This is a genomic window from Clostridium thermobutyricum DSM 4928 (assembly GCF_002050515.1).
Classification (GTDB): Bacteria; Bacillota; Clostridia; order Clostridiales; family Clostridiaceae; genus Clostridium; species Clostridium thermobutyricum.
The window spans coordinates 98716-116554 of sequence record NZ_LTAY01000081.1; the positions used below are offsets into that span (position 1 = coordinate 98716).

Genomic DNA, 17839 nt, shown 5'->3' on the forward strand with positions numbered 1-17839 from the left:
ATATATTCTTTTCTTTAGTATTATTTAACTTGCTTTTTATTATGCAATTTATAATCGTATCTTTTTTATAAAAATAACATATAAGAAAGTTACAATCCCTGAAACTGCTAATAATCCTGGAAATAAAAAAGCTTTATTTATATCATATAAAAATGCAGAAATTAATGGTCCTAAAGCAAAACCTAATGATTCTAAAGCTCCTACAAATCCAAATACAAAACCTTTTATTTTATATTCACTACCAAACTCTGAAAGAGAACTTTGAAAAACTGCATTAAGAAATGTTGCTCCTATAAAATAAACAATCACAAATATCGTAAAAATAGGAATATCTCTAGTTATTACTAATACAATCAATGATAAATTCATTATTATAAATGATAATAATATCTGCTTTTTATTTCCTATCTTATCACTTACCCATCCTGCAATTGGTGCTCCGAGTCCAAAAACAATAAGATATATAGATATAATAGATGAAGTATATGCTGTTGATGCTCCTAATACATCTTTCCCATAAAAATGAAATAAAGTTATAATACATCCATAAATATAATCTCCTAAAAAAGCAATTCCAGATATAACAATAATTTTATATGTTAATCTTTTTCTTTTTATTTCTCTAAATATATCTATAAGAGTATCCTCTTCACCTCTTACCATTCTTCTAGGCTTATCTCTTTTTATTTTAAACATAACATATACTAAAGTTATAAATATGCCAATTGAAGATAAATAAAATACTAAATTATAATTATTTAATTTAGAAACAATAAAACCTGCAATTGCTGCTCCTACTCCCCCTCCAAAAGTAAAAACTGCTGAAGCAAATCCTGTACACTGTCCTCTTCTTCTTTCATCAACAGACCTTGCTAATATAGAAAAGGTCGCAGGTGCCACCATTCCAAAAATTCCACCTTGTATTACATATAAACTTCCTGCTAAAAATCCATTATTTATAAAAGTATAGCCAAGAGGAATAAACATAATTATTGCAATGGCAATGTTTAAAGCTAAGGTATCTCCTATACTTTCAGAAAGTATTCCAAAAGGAATTTGTGTAAGCATTTCACTTATTCCATAAAGAGAAACTATAGTTCCTATAACTACAGTTGATATTCCAAGAGAATCAAAAAACAATGGCATAACTGGTACCATTAAGCTATAGCTAATTCCAAAAAGTAATCTATAAGTACAAAAATTCTTTAGCTCATCTTTTTTTAACATAATATTTTTTCTAGTTCCCATACACCCCTCCATACAATAAAGTCCTATAAATTAATTGTATTCTTATGGTCTCTAGAATATTAATACATATTTGTATTTATGTTCTCTTTAGTTTTTATCTTCTATATATTTATTTAGTTATTATACATATTAAAATTAACTATTTTACTTAAAATAAATAAAGGAATATAATTAATTTGCAAAAAATAATTCAATCATAATTTAAAAACTCCAAAGATAAAATATTTAATTATCAAAATATTTTTTATTCATAATTACTCAAAAATAAATACGAAATTACAATTAACAAAGGATGTTATATCTTTGTAGTTTTTAATACATAGCCTAAACACATAACCCCATCTTAAGCTTTAAGATGGGGTTAATTATTTAATCGCATTTAGTTAAAATATTATATCTGTCTTGTCTCATATTTATATTGTTTATCTTTCTTTTTGAAATAATTACTTTATTATCTACAACAGCATTTGCTCCAATTTCTCTATCTGCTTCTGTTTTACTTTTTTCTTCTTCATTTTCCCAAACAAAAGCTGACTTAGAAATTAATCCGCAGGACAATCTAACTAAATTAACTTTATAATTAAGCTTTTCTTTTTCTTTTTTTACTTTATACAATTCTTTTTTTAACTCTTCAATCTTTTCTTCGTCTTTTAAGCTTTTAAAGTTACTATAAAAATCTAAAGCATCATCACATTCTTTTTTCTTTGGAAATTTTTCTATTTTCCATTCTAAAACTTTCGCTTCATAAACTTCAAACTTTTCATCTGCAAATTCTGTTCCTAAAGGTTTATAAAGTCCTGTTTCATCTATTCTATAATTTTCTCTAATTTGTTCAGTTAAAGTAAGCTCTTCTTCTTTATCTTTAGTTAAGTTTTCAAGTATTTTATTTATTGCCCAAACTTTGCATTTTAATTGCTCAATCTTATAAAGATACTCACTAATTGTTTTCATATCTAAAGATTTAAATATTCTTTTATTTGTAGTTTTTAATTTTCTTAAATCTAAAGTTATTATCTCTTCTCTACCATATTTATTAATTCCACTTACTATCTTTTCTTTCATAAACTTTTCTTTAAGCTCATCAGATAATACACAAGGAATAAATTCAGTATTTATATTTCCATTTAAAATTAAATTAAAATGCCTAAAAACATGACCATCTATCTTTAAATTAGTTTCTTTATCTAAGATTTGTCCATCTACTTTAACTCGAACTCCTACATTAAGTTTCTTTCGTCCTATTAAAACATCAACTACTTTTCCATATCCAACTTTAGGTTTTATAAACTCATATTTGTCCTCAACTAACTTTGTCTTTCTCCCAATTCTTTTATATCTATAACTATAATCCCAAAGAAGTCTTGATTCATCATCAAGCATAATATCCTCTAGAATTTCTAAAAGACATATTCTTTCTTCTCTTAAAGTATTTACTTTTATATCTTTTTTCCCTTTTTTAAATCTTTCTTCTCTATTATTAAGATAAAATTTTAAGTTTGATATAGCTCTTCCCTTTTCTAAAAAAGAATAACAGTTATCTAAACTTTCATAAGCCTCTACATCACCTGTTTGAGCTATTGCTATTTGGGCACTTTCTATATCTTCATTTATTATATGATTTATTGCCAATGAATAAAGAAAATCTTCTTTTACACTTGGAAGCTTTTCTCTCATCTTTTTATTATTTAAAATATTATTTCCTATATCTATCTCTTCATCAAAAGTACAAATTATAGTTTCTTCTCCATCTACAATAGTTCTTATTTTTCCTTCTTTTCCTTTACTATAAGTATCTAAAATAAAATATTCTTTATTTTTTATATCTAAGTCAAAAATATTTCTTCTATTTATTTCACTCGTTAACTCTAAAATGCTTTTATAATAATCCTTTATCTTTTCTATATGATTAAAGCTTCCTGTCCCAACTTCTTCAACTATTTTCTTTAAAAATTTTCTGTCATAATACTTTCCAAAACCTAATCCATTAAAAAATATTCCTTTTTCACTGCATATCCTTGCTAAGTTTAATATTTTTTCTTTTTCTTCTTCCATTTCCCACTTATCAGTAACTAAAAATCCATCTGTAAAAAGAGCAATGTGATGTTTATTACAAATATTACTAAGATTCTTAACTATGTCTATAGCCATTTCTAAAGGTTCTGAAATAACAGTAACTCCTCTTGCATATAATTCTTTATCAATTATTCCATAAACATCTGCCATTTTATATGAAATATCATCACATTTTACTCCATTTAAAATTCTAATTGCTTCATCATGGCCTGAATAGATAATTGCAGAAACATAATTATTTTTTTCTTCTTTTAACGCTTCTAAAGTCTTTTTTACACTTTCTTTAAGCCCTTCTATTTCATTTACCATACTAAAAGAAACATCTAAAAGTAGAATATGATGATTTATATTTTTTCCTTTTTCTTTTACTGTTTTTATAGAATAAAAATTACATTTTTTTATTTCTTCTTCAGAAACTTGTATTTCTTCTCCGCCTAAATAATAAACCTTAAAATTACTCTTATCCAATAATCTCACCTACTTAAATTAATCATTTAATACTATAAGGATTTTATGAATTTCTATTATTTATAATTTGTCCTAATAATTCTCAAATTATTAATTTTATTTCTATTATTTATGTCATAATTATTGCTATAATATTTAGAATATGGAACTAAATAAAATTTTATTTATAATTTTGAAAGGAGAAATATATGAAAACACAACTCAATAAGCAACAGCTAACATTTATAATTATATTAGCTGTTGCTTTAGGAATTAGAAGTCTTGGAATGAGCATTGTTGCACCTTTTATTTCAAACTTTACTCTAAGTCTTAAATTTGGAACTATAGCTTTAAGTGGTATTGCTTTAGGAGGTTTTAGTTTTACTCAGGCTTTTTTTCAAATTCCTTTTGGAAACTGGTGTGATAAATTTGGTAATAAAAAAATGATATTAATAGGCTTGCTTCTATTAATTTTAGGACTTGCTCTTTCTACAGTATCAACTAATGCCTATATTTTTATAATCTCTAGATTTTTACAAGGAACTGGTGCTATAACTTCTGGAGTTTTCTCTTGGATTTCAAGTGAAGTTGGAGAAGAAAAACGTGCAGATGCTATAGGTCTTACTTCTATAATAGTATCAGCTTTTTCCGCTATAGCTTTAGCAGGAGGTCCTCTTCTTATACTCATTTGGAATGTACAAGAACTTTATGGAATTGCAACCTTTTTAGTTATTTGTGTATTTTTAATAATTCTTTTCGCACTTAAAGATAATAGCAGTAATTCTATAAAAGAAATTTCTAAAGAAGTTATAGAAAAAAAATCTAAAGAAACTTCAAAATACATATGGTCATTTTTGAAAGATATTAAATTTTTAGGATTTTGCTTTGTAGGATTCTTTTCAATATTTATGTTTATGGCAGACTTCGTATTAGTTCCAGAATATGCAGACAAATTAGTTGGTGAAGTTAATCTTTGGATGGTTTTTACTCCATCTATGCTAATTGGTCTTGTAGCTATGAAAATTTCTGTTATATTTATAAAAAAATCTTATACAAAAGAACTTGCAGTATTTTCAGGTATTTTATTTGTAGTAGGAAATGCTATGCTAATTTGCTCTAAAAATTCATTAGTTTTACTTATAATATCAAGTGTATTTACTTTTACAGGTTACTTTATTCTTGTTAACTTAGTACCTACAATTACAAATCAAATTGCAAAACCAGAATTTAGAGGTTCATTAAATGGTGTTGTAAACGCGTTTATGTATATTGGGGGATTTGTTGGAAGTGCTTTAATAGGTTTACTATGGGGAATAAATGAAAATTTTGCTATTTATACAGTTATATTTTTATCTATAGTTGTAACAATAATAGGCTTCTTATCAGTACCTAAAATAGGTTTTCATGATGAGGAAGTAACTAACTTTAATGTAAAAAGAAATACTAGAATTATTTCTGAACAATAATTTATTAAAAAATAAGCCTTAAAATATATCTTAAAAAATTTTTAGATATACTTTAAGGCTATATTTTTTAAAGGACTTTATAATTTTTTCTAGAAATAAACATATATTACAAATTATAATTTTACTATATTAAAACAAATAAATTTAAAGTTTATAAATTCTTATAGAAAAGGAGATTATTTTTATGTACAATAATTATATTTTTGACTTATATGGAACATTAGTAGATATAAATACTGATGAAGATAGTCCTATGCTTTGGGATAAATTATCAATGTTCTATTCATTTAAAGGAGCAAAATATTCAAAAGAAGAATTAAAAAAGTCTTATAAAAACAAAGTAAAAAAAGAACTTTCTCTAATAAAAAATACAAATTTTCCTGACTTTCCATTAGATAAAGTTTTTCTTTCTTTATATGAAGAAAAAGGAGTAAAAGTTTCTAAGGATATAGTTTTAGATACTGCTCATATGTTTAGAATTTTATCAATAAAATATTTAAGGCTTTATGATGGAGTTATAGAATTTTTAGAAGAATTAAAAAGAAAAAATAAAAAAATATATCTTTTATCTAATGCTCAATCACTCTTTACAGCTTACGAAATGAAAGTTTTAGATATAGAAAAATATTTTGATGGAATAATTTTTTCGGCAGACCTTGGAATCTGTAAACCTGATGGACAATTTTATAATGCAATACTTCACAAATTTAATTTAGATAAAAAAAATTCTATTATGATTGGAAACGATTTTCTTTGTGATATTGAAGGAGCTTTTAATTGTGGACTAGACTCCCTTTATATTCATTCAAACCTTTCTCCAGATGTTAATAGCGAACTTAAAAGCACTTATTCTATACTAGATGGAGATTTTAGAAAAGTTTCTTCTATGATTTTAAAATAAAAGAGGTATAATTTATGGGAGTTTATTTTAATAAAATAACCAGTCTTTTAGATATGGCTGGATGTCCTAATAGATGCAAACATTGTTGGATTGGACATTCTCCAAATGGAAATTTATCTATAAAAGATTTAAAATATATGGCAGATTCTTTTAGTCCTTATACAGATAATCTTGAAATTTATAGCTGGTTCAGAGAACCTGATTTTAAAGATAACTATAAAGAACTTTGGGATTTAGAAAATAAATTAAGCAAAAATACTAAACCTAAAAGATTTGAATTATTAAGCTTTTGGAGAATAAATCGAGATTTAGATTATGTTAAATGGGCATATGATATTGGAGTTAAGAAATGTCAACTAACATTCTTTGGTCTTGAAGAAAAAACTGATTATTACATTGGAAGAAAAGGAGCTTTTAAAGAATTAATTACGGCAACTGAAATTCTATTAGAAAATAATATTGCTCCTAGATGGCAAATTTTCGTAAATAAAGATAACTTAGATGAAATTTTAGAAGTTATAAAATTAAGTGAAAAAATGAAACTTAAAGAAAGATGTCTTAAAATAAATAATTCATTTGAACTTTTTATACACCAAGGAAGCTGTGATGGTGAAAATGAAAAACTTTATGATATAAGAATTACTTCTGATGATTTATATAAAATACCTAAAGAGTTTCACTCTTTATTAGGAATAGAAGAAAAAATTTTATTTAGTGAACTTTTAAAGGATACATCAACAATTGATTTAAGAGAAGAAGAACCAGTATTTTATGTAACAAAAGATTTTGATGTATATCCTAATATTACTTCAATTAACCCTTGGTGGTATTTAGGTAATTTAAAAATAGATGGAGTAAAAAAAGTTTTATCTAATTATAAAAACAATAATTCATTAGCTCAAAAAATTAGCTTTGAAGTTCCACTATGTAAATTAGCTGAAAAATGTGGAAATCCTAATAGCACAAGATTATTTAGTAAAGATGATTATCTTATTTATTTATTAAATCAATATTGTAAAAATTTATAATTTAATTCTATAATTATAAATCTTAGTAATAAAAATAGATTATTATCTTAATTTATACTCTTACAACATATAATTCTCCATTTAATGGTAAAAAAATGTTTTTTGTGTATATACTATATATATATATCACTGTAATGGAGGTGTTTTTATATGAAAAAAACAAACATCTATACAATATTCGGAGTATTATTTAATGTTATTTTTTTATTCGGAAATTGTACTAATTTACTTCCAGAGTTTATGAAAGGATTATGTGTTGGATTAGGCTTTACATTAATTTTCTTTGGAATATATTCTGAAAGCCATAGTGTATCCCAATTAAGAAATTATAAAAAAATACTGTTTAATAAAATACTACCGAAATAACTTATATAATTATTTAAGAGAGGAAAATACCTCTCTTTTTATATCTTTTAATTATTATCTAAACTAAAATTTATATGTAAGCATAATAAAAGTGGACAAATTAGAGTTGTCCACTTAACTGTTTAGTTAATATTATAATATTCATCTTATTTAATTAATATTATTTCACTTTGTTTTAGTTTTTATTAAAGCTATTTTCATATATATCAATAAATGAAGATATAAATCTAGCCTGTTCTATTTCTTCTTTTGAACCAGTAGTAACTTGCCATCCATAAGTTCCATATGACTTATAATTCAACTGATTTATTGGCAATAAATTAAATTCTTTTCTAATAATTCTTAGTCCATCTTTATAATCAGTTTTTAATTTTTTAAATGCTTCTGTTGGATTTTTTAATACTGCATCTCCATATTTATTTGCCCCTATTTCAAATTCTTTTCCTCTGTCTAAAAAATAGTCTATATCAACACTTCCTTTTATATTATTTTGTCCAACAACATACTCCTTAGAATATTTTAAATCAGAAGTTTGATAATAAACTTTAAAATATACTAATGCTCCAATTACTATTAGTATCGAAAAGAATAAAATAATAATTTTATGTTTATTTACTTTTATGAAAATCTCCCCTTTACCCTTTTATATGAATATTATAACCTTTCTTTACTATATATCCATATTATACCAATAAAAAGATTAAGCTCAATAACAATAATTATTTAATACAAAAAGAAAGTATCATTACGATACCTTCTTTTAAGCCTTTATTATATTCTAATTGGATTAAATTAAGCTTCTCTTATATTTTGTGCTCCTAGTACTTCATTTAATGATTCTGCCATAGTTGGGTGAGCATATATTTTATCTCTTAAATATGTGTATTCAACCTCCATATCCATAGCAATACTTATTAAATGAATAAGTTCGCTTGATTCTTCGCATATCATAGTTGCACCTAATATTTTTTTGCTATCTTTATCTATGATTATTTTTATAAACCCATCTGTTTTTCCTATTTGTTTTGCTCTTGGAATAAACTTAGTTTCCATTTTAGCAACTAATACATTATGTCCTTTTTCTTTTGCTTCTTTTAAGTTTAATCCTACTCTAGAAAATGCAGGATCTATAAATAATGCACTTGAAACATTTTTTCTATCTGTAGTTCTTCTTTTTTTCTTTCCATATAAATTATCTATTACTACACGATAATCATCTAAAGATATATAAGTAAATTGTGGACCACCATTTACATCTCCTAACGCCCATATATTCTTAACATTAGTTTCTAATTTATCATTTACTTTTATAAATCCTCTAGAATCTAATTCTATATTAGTATTTTCTAAGTGTAATCCATCTGTGTTTGCGCTTCTACCAGTTGCAACTAATATTATATCGCTAACAACTTTTTCTTCTTTATCACCTTTTTTATAGATTATCTTAGCTAATCCATCTTCTTCTTTTATTTCTTCAATTGAAATTTCATTTAAGAATTTAACATTTCTATTTTCTAATATCCTAACTATTTCTTCTATATCATCTTCATCTTCTTTAGGTAATATTTGCTTAAAATTATTTATAACAGTTACTTCACTTCCAAATGCACTGTATATTCCTGCAAATTCTAATCCTATGAATCCAGCTCCTATTATAGTTAATTTTTTAGGTAATTCTTTTAAATTCATTAAGCTTTCATTTGTATAAACTATATTTGTATTTTCTATTCCTTTTATATTAGGAATAAAGGCTTTTGAACCTGTATTTATAAATATTTTCTTTCCTTCTAATACAATAGTTTCACCATTTTGCATTTTTACTTTTACTGTATTTTCATTTTCAAAAAAACCTTCACCTGTAAAAATACTAACATTACTATTATTGTTTAATTTATTATAATTTGCTTCTCTTAAAGCTTTTGTTAATTTATTTTTTTCTTCTATTGCTTCTTTATATTTTAATTCTCTTTCACTATAATTAGAAATCTCTCCTCTTCTTACAATGCTAGATTTATTTTCTAAAAATTTTGTTGGTATACATGCTTTATTTATGCATGTCCCTCCATACATTTCTTCTGATTTTTCTATTAAGGCTACTTTTTCTCCTCTATTTCCTAAATCTCCTGCTAAAGTTTTTCCTGCTTTTCCAAATCCTATTATTATAGAATCAAATTTGTTTATCATATTAATCAATTCCTCTCTTTAATTTATTCGTTAATCTTTATAAACAATATAACAGGGAAAAAACACTTGCTCAATTAGGCACTTTTTTGTAACCACTATTTATCACAAGAAATATTACTATTACTCCAACATATCATTTTCTCCATAACTTCAAGAAGTGAAAGTCCTGATTCAGTTAAATAATAAGTTGATTCTACAGCGTTATTCTCAATTTTTTTATCATTAGTTATTATATTATTTTCTATTAATAAATCTAATTGCTGAGATAACATCTTTTTACTACAACCTTTTACTGCTCTTTGTAATTCACCAAATCTCATTTTTTTATCTTGTAATTCCCATAATATTACTCCAACCCACTTTTTTCCTAAAAGACTTGATAACGCCTCTACTGGGCAATCATATATTATATTATCCATGTTATACATATCTAATCTCCCCTATATTCTAATATTTATTAATTAAAATTTCTTTATCTAATTTTAGTAATATTTTTAATTTATATAGATTTTCATATATACATAAATTTTATCACATATAATTTTTATAAAATATTATTTATAATACTACTCTCCATACTTTTTATTATATTTAACCTCAACATTTATATTGGGATACATTTCAGAAAATTGACTAATTACAAAATAACAACTTGGACACGGCTCCCACTTCGTATATAAAGTAAGTTTACCTCTATCTTTTAAAATTTTCTTTTTTATTTTTTTATGGATTTCTTCTAATATTTTTTTCTCACTATCATTAACTCTATTATAACCAATACCTAATTCACCAAGTTTATTAACCTTTCTGCTTTTAAATCTGCTTTTTTCTATAGGTATTACTTTACAATAATCTTCAATATCATTTTTTCCACTTATAGCTTTAAACTCTTTATTATCAAAGGTTGCTAAAGCAATATTTATAGAGTCTTGAAGGGCTAAGCTTTGATTTATATTAAAAATATCATCTTTATAATGTTCTATGTACTTATCTATACTTTTTATTAACCGATTCATTCTATCTATGTTGTTATTTAAATATTGATGATATTCTACAGAACCTTCTTTTGCCTTAATGTAGATATAATCTATATCCTTTGGTATTTTCATTTTTAACGTTTTTATTTTAGTTTTTTCATTATAAGTTTCAATTACATTTTTACAATTGCCTAAAATCATTTTCTTTAAAAATTCTATATCTTTTGCAAAAAGGTATTTATCTTCTAATTCTTCTTCTAAAACTTCAAGCCTTTCTAATTCTTCTAAAGAAATTTTTCTTGAAACATTTTCTTTAGTTTTTTCTATAACTTCTATTATATGTTCTACATTATCTCTAGTGCTTTTTTCTCTTTCATACTCTTCTCTATTTATATAAAGCTTTTCTATGCTCTTTAATTTTTCACATATAATTTCATGTTTATCTTCAAAAATCATTATCTTTTTTATATAATCAATAAAATCTTCTGCATTATCAACTTTATAAGCTATATCTTCATTTAAGCATTTATATAATCTTTCAAAAATATCATCATTAATATTAAAGGTTTTTTTTATTTCTTCTTTAAATTTTTCTTTATCAGTAGCTTTTATGTTATAATTTTCATTTTTCAAAGCTTTTTTAAAATCTTTTAAATTACTAATTTTTATTCTATCTCTCTTACTAATCTTTAGTGCTGGATTTTCTATCATAAATACCTCTTTTTATAATTTGCTATTTTCATATTATATCATATATAAATTAAATCAAAGGCATATACAAAAAGATGCCTAAAAGCAATTATTACTTTTAGACATCTTTTAAATTAATTATTTAAGTGCATTTTTTATATCTTCAACTATTAACTCTTCAGTTAAATGGTAACGTTCATATAATTCTTTTAATGGAACACTATTTGTAAATTCTTTTGTTGCTCCAAAGTTTAATACTTTCATATCTTTAGCACCATAGAATCTTGAAATCTTTTCTCCAAATCCACCATCAAGAAGTCCATCTTCTAAAGTTATTACTAAATCGTGATTTTCTGATAATTCATTTAGTAATTCTTCATCTATTCCACTTATAAATCTAGGATTTATTAATGTTGCGTCAATTCCTAATTCTTCTTTTACTTTATTATAAACTTTTTCTCCAAGTCCATAGAAGCTTCCAAGTCCTATAATAGCAACTTTACTTCCTTCTTTAACTTTAACAAATTTATTTAAGTTAGAGAAATCAGCTTCAACTTTCTCTCCAGTTGATACTACTGCTGTATTAGGAACACGTATTACTACTGGATGATTATCTTGTTCAATTCCCCAATCTAACATAGCTAAATATTCTTCTTTGTTAGTTGGTGCAAGATAAACTATATTAGGAATGTTTGATATTAATGGAATATCAAATAATCCATGGTGAGTTACATCTGCTCCTGTTATTCCTCCACCGTAAACTAAAATTACTGCTGGATTATTATTTATAGCAAGGTCATGTGATAATTGGTCATATGATCTTTGTAAGAATGTACTGAAGAATGCAGCTACTGGTTTAGCTCCTTGTGAAGCCATTGCTGAAGCAAATGCTACTGCATGTTCTTCTGCTATACCAACATCTACATATTGGTCTTTAAGCTCTTCTCTAAAAGGAATAAATCCTAATGGAGCAGGAGTTGCTGCTGTTATTGCTACAATCTTTTTATCTTTTTTTGCTTTTTCTAATAAAAATTTACTTGCTGCACTTGCATAAGTTTCAATTCCAGTCATAACTCTTGGTTTATTAGTTTTTGGATCAAATGGCATTATATAATGGAAAGGTTCTTTATCTTTTTCTGCATCTTCATGTCCTTTACCTTTTACAGTGTACATGTGAACAAGTACAGGATGGTCTGCATCTTTAACCTTTTTAAAAGTTTCGATTAAATCTTGAATATTATGTCCATCTTTAACAAAATGATATTCAAATCCTAAAGCTTTAAAAAAGTTATTTTCAGCTTTTCCTTCTGTTTCCCTAAGCTCTTTTAAGTTTTGATAAAGTCCACCATAGTTTGGTGCAATAGACATATCATTGTCATTTACAACTACTATTATATTATTTCCTGATTCTACAGCATTGTTTAATCCTTCATAAGCTTCTCCACCACTTAAAGAACCATCACCTATAACTGCTATAATATTTTCATTTCCACCTTTTACATCTCTAGCTTTAGCTAATCCACAAGCTAAACTAACTGAAGTTGAAGTGTGACCTATTGTAAAGAAGTCATGTGGACTTTCATGTTGTGAAGTATATCCTGTAATAGATTTATATTCTTCTGGATTTATAAAAGCATTTTTTCTTCCAGTTAACATTTTGTGTATATAAGATTGATGAGATACATCATAAACAATTTTATCTATTGGTGAGTTAAATACATAGTGCATAGCTATAGTAGCTTCTACCATACCTAAGTTTGGTCCAAAGTGTCCACCTGTTGTAGTTACTTTTTTTATTAAAACTTCTCTTATTTCACTTGCTAATGTATTTAATTCTTCATTACTAAGTTCTCTTAAGTCTTTTGGTTCGTTTACTTTATTTAGTACGTTTAATGTCATATAATTTCCTCCTATACTATTTCTAAAGTTATCTTTCTGTAACTTAGTATACTCCTTGGAGCTAACTCTAAGTCAATAATTATTATTTTAATATTTTAAAAACTCAGTTCTTAATTTATACAAATATATAAATAAAAAATTTATATATAAAAATATCTTTAGTATAATTTCATTTATAAATTCTTTATCAAAAATTATGTTATTCTTTTCAAATTACTTTAATTCACATATTAATAATTAATTCAATTTTAAAAGAAATTTTTCTTAGTAAGACTAATATATCTAAATAATAAAAAAAGAGAGTGAACTTCTCTCTTCATTTATGCTCTAATATTAAACACCTTTTTCAAACTTAATAAATTCAGTTCCTTTAAAACTTAATTTACCCTTAGCTCCTTTATTTAATCTCTTAAACTCTTCTTTTCCAACAGAAAACTCTTGTTGTCTACCATTTGCATCTTCAAAAACTATATAATATTCATTTTCTAATATTTCCTTATTATCTTTAGATTTTTTAGAGCTATTACTTTCTTTTCTTTTAGAAATTACCTTTGCTATTGTAGATATATCAGTTTTTTTATACTTATAAGAATCTTTAACACTTATGACCATTAATATCATAAGAAATATTAATGTTATAACTAACAAAATTTGAATAACAATTCCCCCTCATAAACAAATTCTCAATCCCTTTTTATAGTATTTCCAGATTATTTTACCATTTAAAAATATTCTATTCAATCTACTTTCATTGTTTTTACATATAAATAATATCTTCAATATAAAGTATCATTTGTTAATTTTACTATTTTTTCAATATTATCATTTATAAAAAATTCTACATAAATAATAAAAAGTATCTAAAAATCTATAATTTTTAGATACTTTCAATTTATTATTTTACAAATCTATCAGAAACATACCCTACATTTCCATCACTAGCTTTTACTCTATAATAAGCTCCTGACATACCTAAGATTTCAACTCTTTCACCATTATCTAAATGCTCTATATCACCTGAATGGCTATCTGGTCCACTATGCAATATAGCTTTTTTCGTACTACTATTAAAACTTATAACTCCGTAATTACCTGTTGGTTGATTTTGAACATTTTCTTTATGCTCTTGTGCTTTTGGTTTCTGTGCTTGAACTTTTTCTGCATTACTTTGATTATTTGTTTTATGTTCTACATTAGAAACATTATGATTCGTTTTATGTTCTACATTAGAAGCCTTTTTAGGTTCATTATTTTTTACATCATTATTAACTTTAGTAGTAGTAGAATTATCTATATTTTCATTACTCTTTGAGCTATCACTATTTGCATTAGCATTATTATCAACATTTTTATTACTGTCATTTGCGTTATTATCAGCATTTTTACTAGTATCATTTGAGTTATTCGCTACATTATAATTTTCATCTACTTTTGTATTAACAGTAGCTTTTCCACTATCAACTGTATTTTGTTGATTAGACGAACCTGCTATATATCCCCAAAACATTATAAATATTAAGAAACTTATAATTCCTAATAATACCTTAGATTTCTTTTTATACTTTGACTTTATAATAAAGAAAATTCCTATAGGCCAAAATATAATAAAACATATTATTTTTATTAAATTTTTTAGTTTATTCATATTTCCCCCAAAATATATAAATTTTATTGTAATCCCCAATGTATCTTATCACAATATATAAATTTGTAAATTTTAAATATTAAACAAATTTTTAGAATAAAAAACAATGAATTAATTGTTTTATATTTGAAGGAAAATTTTTCTGAAAATATATAAGTCTATATCTTTTTTATTTTAAAACCTCTTAATTTATCAACTTATTTTTATATTATTAAATATTTATTTATAACTTTCAATATTTAGAAATTTATTCTATAATTAAAGTAATAAAAAAAAGGTATAAAAGGGGAAGATTATGAATTATCAAGAAGAAAACAGAGTATCAATGTTATTCCCATTAATTGCTTTTGTTCCTAATTTAATTATTAACATACTAGCTATTTTTTGGAGAATGAACTTATCACGATTACTATTAAACATTCATAATATAGTTAGTTTTACATTATTTACTTGTATCATATTAACTTTTATGATTTTTGCAAATCCGCTTAATATATTTAACTTTGATGAGATAGAATATTCAAAAGAAAAAACTTTACCTTATAAAGTATTTCTTATAATTTTAGTTTTATATACACTTTCAACATTTGTTATATTTGCTAATATGCGAATTATAAGTATATCTTCTGGTATAATGACATATTCTTTTTATGCAATTTTACATTTAAAAAGACTTGAATTTGCTAAAGCTAAAAGAGATGAATATAAAACTAGATTTCAAAAAAAGATGTCTGGGCTTTCTGAAGAATCAGCAGATAGAAATATTTTTTGGAGATATAAGCTTTGGTTTTCTCCAAGAGTGAAGCTTCCTATGAATAGAAGATTGCCTCCAAATATCTTTGGATTTATATTAATTATTTTTTTCTTTTTCAGAAATGAAGCTAGAACTATAACTATAATAGGAATGATTTATTCAGTTTATTTTATAATAACAATAATTGAATATCTTACTAGTCTTTATACAGAAACAAAAGGCTATTGCACTGAAGTTTATAGTTTTAATAAGAGAGGTTTAGAGTACTGGACAATTACAGTAATTGATTATAAAAATAAAAGAGAATTACATTTTACAACTTCTCATAGACCTTATTTTGAAGCTGGGGATTATGTAAGAGTTGTATCCTCAATGTTTACTAAAAGAATTGTAACATTTTCTAGTACATCTGAAAAAACTTATTAATAAGTAATATTAAATTATCTATTTTTATTTATAGATTTTACTTGTTTTTATTTTTAAATATAATCACTTTTTAATAAAAATATTTTAAGAAGATTTAATTTATAAAATTAATTAAAAAGGCTGTCCATATGAGACAGCCTTTTTTAATATCTAATTATCCTATAGACTATAATACTCTTCTAGCATTTGTATATGGATATAATGGCATTGTAGTTACATAAGCTCCTGTGTGAGGTGCTGCTATTATTTCTCCATTACCAATGTACATAGCAACGTGGTAAGCTGGATCTCCCCAGAATACTAAGTCTCCTGGTTGTAAATCTCCTTTTGCTACTGGTGTTCCACATTCTTGTTGTGCAGCAGCAGTTCTTGGTAAGCTTACTCCTTCAGCTCCAAATACATATTGCATTAATCCTGAACAGTCAAATCCACTTGGGCTTTCTCCTCCCCAAACATATGGTACTCCTATGAATTGTTCTGCTTCTGAAATTACAGCTTGTGCACTTGCACTTGCTTTTGCTCCATTTGCTACATATGGAGTGTTTCCAGCTGTGCTCTTAACAACATTTCCGTTAGCTGTTGAAACTACCATTGTTGAACCTTGGTTTGAGCTTGAATTATTTGAATTTGATTTTGAGCTTGAGCTTGATTTTGAGCTTGAGCTTGAGCTTGAACTATTTGAAGTTGCTTTTTGTGATGAACTATTTTCTTTAGCTTGTTTTTCAGCATCAGCTTTTAAAGCAGCTTGTACTTGTTGTTTTTGTAAAGCTATTTCTTGTGCTGAATCTTTAGCTATTGTATCTTTAATTGAACTTAATAGTCCTTGTTCTTGATTTTTAGCATTTTGTTCTGCAGCTAAGTTGCTTGCTATTTTATTTTTTGAAGCTTGTAAAGTGTTTACATTGTTTTGTAAACTATCTTTTTCGCTCTTTAATTGATTTTCTTGACTTTCGATTTGTTTTAAAATCTTTTGGTTACTTTGATTTATGCTATATATATCTTGTAAATTTGTCACTATTTGTGAGAAACTTTTTCCTGAGAAAAGAACGTTTAAGTATGCTAATAAACCATTGTTTGCATATCCTTGTTCATAAAGTCCTTTTATTTCTTGGTTCATTTTTTCTTTATTTGCATTTAATTGTGCTTGTGTATTTGAAATTTGTGTTTGAAGTGATGCAATATTATTGTTAGCTTCTGCAATTTTATTGTTAAGGCTTTGTGATTCCATCATACTATTTTGAATTTGGTTATCTAATTTTTCAATTTGTTCTTGAGTCTCTATAGCCTTTTGTTGTTGTTGTGCTTTATCTGCACTAACAGCTTGTACAGTATTTGGTGTATCTGCAAATGCAGTAGTAATTCCTGAGAACATTGATGCAGACATAGTAATTGCAAATATTAACGCTACTAATAATTTTTTCTTCATAATTTAAAAACTCCCTTATCTTATCTATCGTTTAATTCATACGAAATCAATTTCATTTCAAAAAAAATTTATGTCAATTTGTTATCATTTTAATATCAAATAACTTTTTATATGACACTAATTTTTCAATTTTTTTCATTCATCTTCATTTGTTTTTTTATACGTTTATTGCGCATATATTTATAATACAACTTTCTAAGCAGAATTTCTTTTGTTTTTTAATATTTTTATTAAAACCTAAACTTATGTTAACATTGTTAACTTTTTATCTTTATTTTGTAAGTTTTTTGTAATAAATTCTTAATTTTC

General features: G+C 25.0%; 15 protein-coding genes. 5 read left to right on the forward strand and 10 right to left on the reverse strand.

What is annotated here, in order from left to right; all coding sequences use genetic code 11:
* Window positions 1–48: 48 nt before the first annotated feature.
* Together CLTHE_RS13965 and CLTHE_RS13970 are read right to left on the reverse strand one after the other, a co-directional pair.
* Window positions 49–1248, reverse strand: a complete 1200-nt coding sequence (locus tag CLTHE_RS13965) for an MFS transporter (protein WP_080023995.1) — start codon at window positions 1246–1248, stop codon at window positions 49–51.
* Window positions 1249–1617: 369 nt separating this feature from the next.
* Window positions 1618–3789: a vWA domain-containing protein gene (locus CLTHE_RS13970; RefSeq protein ID WP_080023996.1), complete on the reverse strand. Its 2172-nt coding sequence runs from the start codon at window positions 3787–3789 to the stop codon at window positions 1618–1620.
* A gap of 188 nt (window positions 3790–3977) precedes the next feature.
* Between CLTHE_RS13970 and CLTHE_RS13975 the strand changes: the two genes are divergently transcribed.
* From CLTHE_RS13975 to CLTHE_RS13990, 4 genes are all read left to right on the forward strand, one after another.
* Window positions 3978–5234 carry an MFS transporter gene (locus CLTHE_RS13975; RefSeq protein ID WP_080023997.1) on the forward strand — a complete coding sequence of 419 codons (1257 nt, stop codon included), beginning with the start codon at window positions 3978–3980 and terminating at the stop codon, window positions 5232–5234.
* A gap of 184 nt (window positions 5235–5418) precedes the next feature.
* The gene (locus tag CLTHE_RS13980; RefSeq protein WP_080023998.1) at window positions 5419–6135 is read left to right on the forward strand and encodes an HAD family hydrolase; all 717 of its coding nucleotides are present in this window, start codon (window positions 5419–5421) and stop codon (window positions 6133–6135) included.
* 14 nt (window positions 6136–6149) lie between these two features.
* Window positions 6150–7163 carry a radical SAM protein gene (locus tag CLTHE_RS13985; RefSeq protein ID WP_080023999.1) on the forward strand — a complete coding sequence of 338 codons (1014 nt, stop codon included), beginning with the start codon at window positions 6150–6152 and terminating at the stop codon, window positions 7161–7163.
* Window positions 7164–7313: 150 nt separating this feature from the next.
* A complete protein-coding gene (locus CLTHE_RS13990; RefSeq protein ID WP_080024000.1) occupies window positions 7314–7529 on the forward strand; it encodes a hypothetical protein in 216 nt (71 codons plus the stop codon).
* A 175-nt stretch (window positions 7530–7704) separates the two neighbouring features.
* On the opposite strand, the gene CLTHE_RS17165 is transcribed toward CLTHE_RS13990, so the two are convergent.
* The 7 genes from CLTHE_RS17165 to CLTHE_RS14025 all read right to left on the reverse strand — a co-directional run bounded on the left by CLTHE_RS17165 (window position 7705) and on the right by CLTHE_RS14025 (window position 14924).
* Complete coding sequence (locus CLTHE_RS17165; protein WP_278320308.1) at window positions 7705–7830, reverse strand: hypothetical protein; 126 nt, start codon at window positions 7828–7830, stop codon at window positions 7705–7707.
* 491 nt (window positions 7831–8321) lie between these two features.
* The gene (locus CLTHE_RS14000; protein WP_080024002.1) at window positions 8322–9713 is read right to left on the reverse strand and encodes a dihydrolipoyl dehydrogenase family protein; all 1392 of its coding nucleotides are present in this window, start codon (window positions 9711–9713) and stop codon (window positions 8322–8324) included.
* Window positions 9714–9808: 95 nt separating this feature from the next.
* A complete protein-coding gene (locus CLTHE_RS14005) occupies window positions 9809–10141 on the reverse strand; it encodes a winged helix-turn-helix transcriptional regulator (protein WP_080024003.1) in 333 nt (110 codons plus the stop codon).
* Window positions 10142–10279: 138 nt separating this feature from the next.
* Window positions 10280–11401, reverse strand: a complete 1122-nt coding sequence (locus tag CLTHE_RS14010; RefSeq protein ID WP_080024004.1) for a deaminase domain-containing protein — start codon at window positions 11399–11401, stop codon at window positions 10280–10282.
* A gap of 117 nt (window positions 11402–11518) precedes the next feature.
* Entirely contained in the window at window positions 11519–13279 is a 1761-nt protein-coding gene (locus tag CLTHE_RS14015) for a 1-deoxy-D-xylulose-5-phosphate synthase (RefSeq protein WP_080024005.1), read from the reverse strand.
* A gap of 333 nt (window positions 13280–13612) precedes the next feature.
* The gene (locus tag CLTHE_RS14020) at window positions 13613–13927 is read right to left on the reverse strand and encodes a DUF2500 family protein (protein WP_080024006.1); all 315 of its coding nucleotides are present in this window, start codon (window positions 13925–13927) and stop codon (window positions 13613–13615) included.
* A gap of 247 nt (window positions 13928–14174) precedes the next feature.
* Window positions 14175–14924, reverse strand: coding sequence for an SH3 domain-containing protein (locus CLTHE_RS14025; protein ID WP_080024007.1), 750 nt, complete (start codon window positions 14922–14924; stop codon window positions 14175–14177).
* A gap of 295 nt (window positions 14925–15219) precedes the next feature.
* On the opposite strand from CLTHE_RS14025, the gene CLTHE_RS14030 reads away from it, so the two are divergent.
* Window positions 15220–16104 carry a hypothetical protein gene (locus CLTHE_RS14030; protein ID WP_080024008.1) on the forward strand — a complete coding sequence of 295 codons (885 nt, stop codon included), beginning with the start codon at window positions 15220–15222 and terminating at the stop codon, window positions 16102–16104.
* A gap of 166 nt (window positions 16105–16270) precedes the next feature.
* Here CLTHE_RS14030 and CLTHE_RS14035 read toward each other — a convergent pair whose 3' ends face one another.
* Window positions 16271–17530, reverse strand: a complete 1260-nt coding sequence (locus CLTHE_RS14035; protein ID WP_080024009.1) for a C40 family peptidase — start codon at window positions 17528–17530, stop codon at window positions 16271–16273.
* Between the last annotated feature and the right edge of the window lie 309 nt (window positions 17531–17839).

Bases quoted from the DNA above. Each gene is read 5' to 3' on its own strand.
- CLTHE_RS14005 (WP_080024003.1), bottom strand. From the start codon at position 10,141: ATGTATAACATGGATAATATAATATATGATTGCCCAGTAGAGGCGTTA.
- CLTHE_RS13985 (WP_080023999.1), top strand. From the start codon at position 6,150: ATGGGAGTTTATTTTAATAAAATAACCAGTCTTTTAGATATGGCTGGA.
- CLTHE_RS14015 (WP_080024005.1), bottom strand. From the start codon at position 13,279: ATGACATTAAACGTACTAAATAAAGTAAACGAACCAAAAGACTTAAGA.
- CLTHE_RS13975 (WP_080023997.1), top strand. From the start codon at position 3,978: ATGAAAACACAACTCAATAAGCAACAGCTAACATTTATAATTATATTA.
- CLTHE_RS14025 (WP_080024007.1), bottom strand. From the start codon at position 14,924: ATGAATAAACTAAAAAATTTAATAAAAATAATATGTTTTATTATATTT.
- CLTHE_RS13990 (WP_080024000.1), top strand. From the start codon at position 7,314: ATGAAAAAAACAAACATCTATACAATATTCGGAGTATTATTTAATGTT.
- CLTHE_RS14000 (WP_080024002.1), bottom strand. From the start codon at position 9,713: ATGATAAACAAATTTGATTCTATAATAATAGGATTTGGAAAAGCAGGA.
- CLTHE_RS13980 (WP_080023998.1), top strand. From the start codon at position 5,419: ATGTACAATAATTATATTTTTGACTTATATGGAACATTAGTAGATATA.
- CLTHE_RS14010 (WP_080024004.1), bottom strand. From the start codon at position 11,401: ATGATAGAAAATCCAGCACTAAAGATTAGTAAGAGAGATAGAATAAAA.
- CLTHE_RS14035 (WP_080024009.1), bottom strand. From the start codon at position 17,530: ATGAAGAAAAAATTATTAGTAGCGTTAATATTTGCAATTACTATGTCT.
- CLTHE_RS14030 (WP_080024008.1), top strand. From the start codon at position 15,220: ATGAATTATCAAGAAGAAAACAGAGTATCAATGTTATTCCCATTAATT.
- CLTHE_RS13965 (WP_080023995.1), bottom strand. From the start codon at position 1,248: ATGGGAACTAGAAAAAATATTATGTTAAAAAAAGATGAGCTAAAGAAT.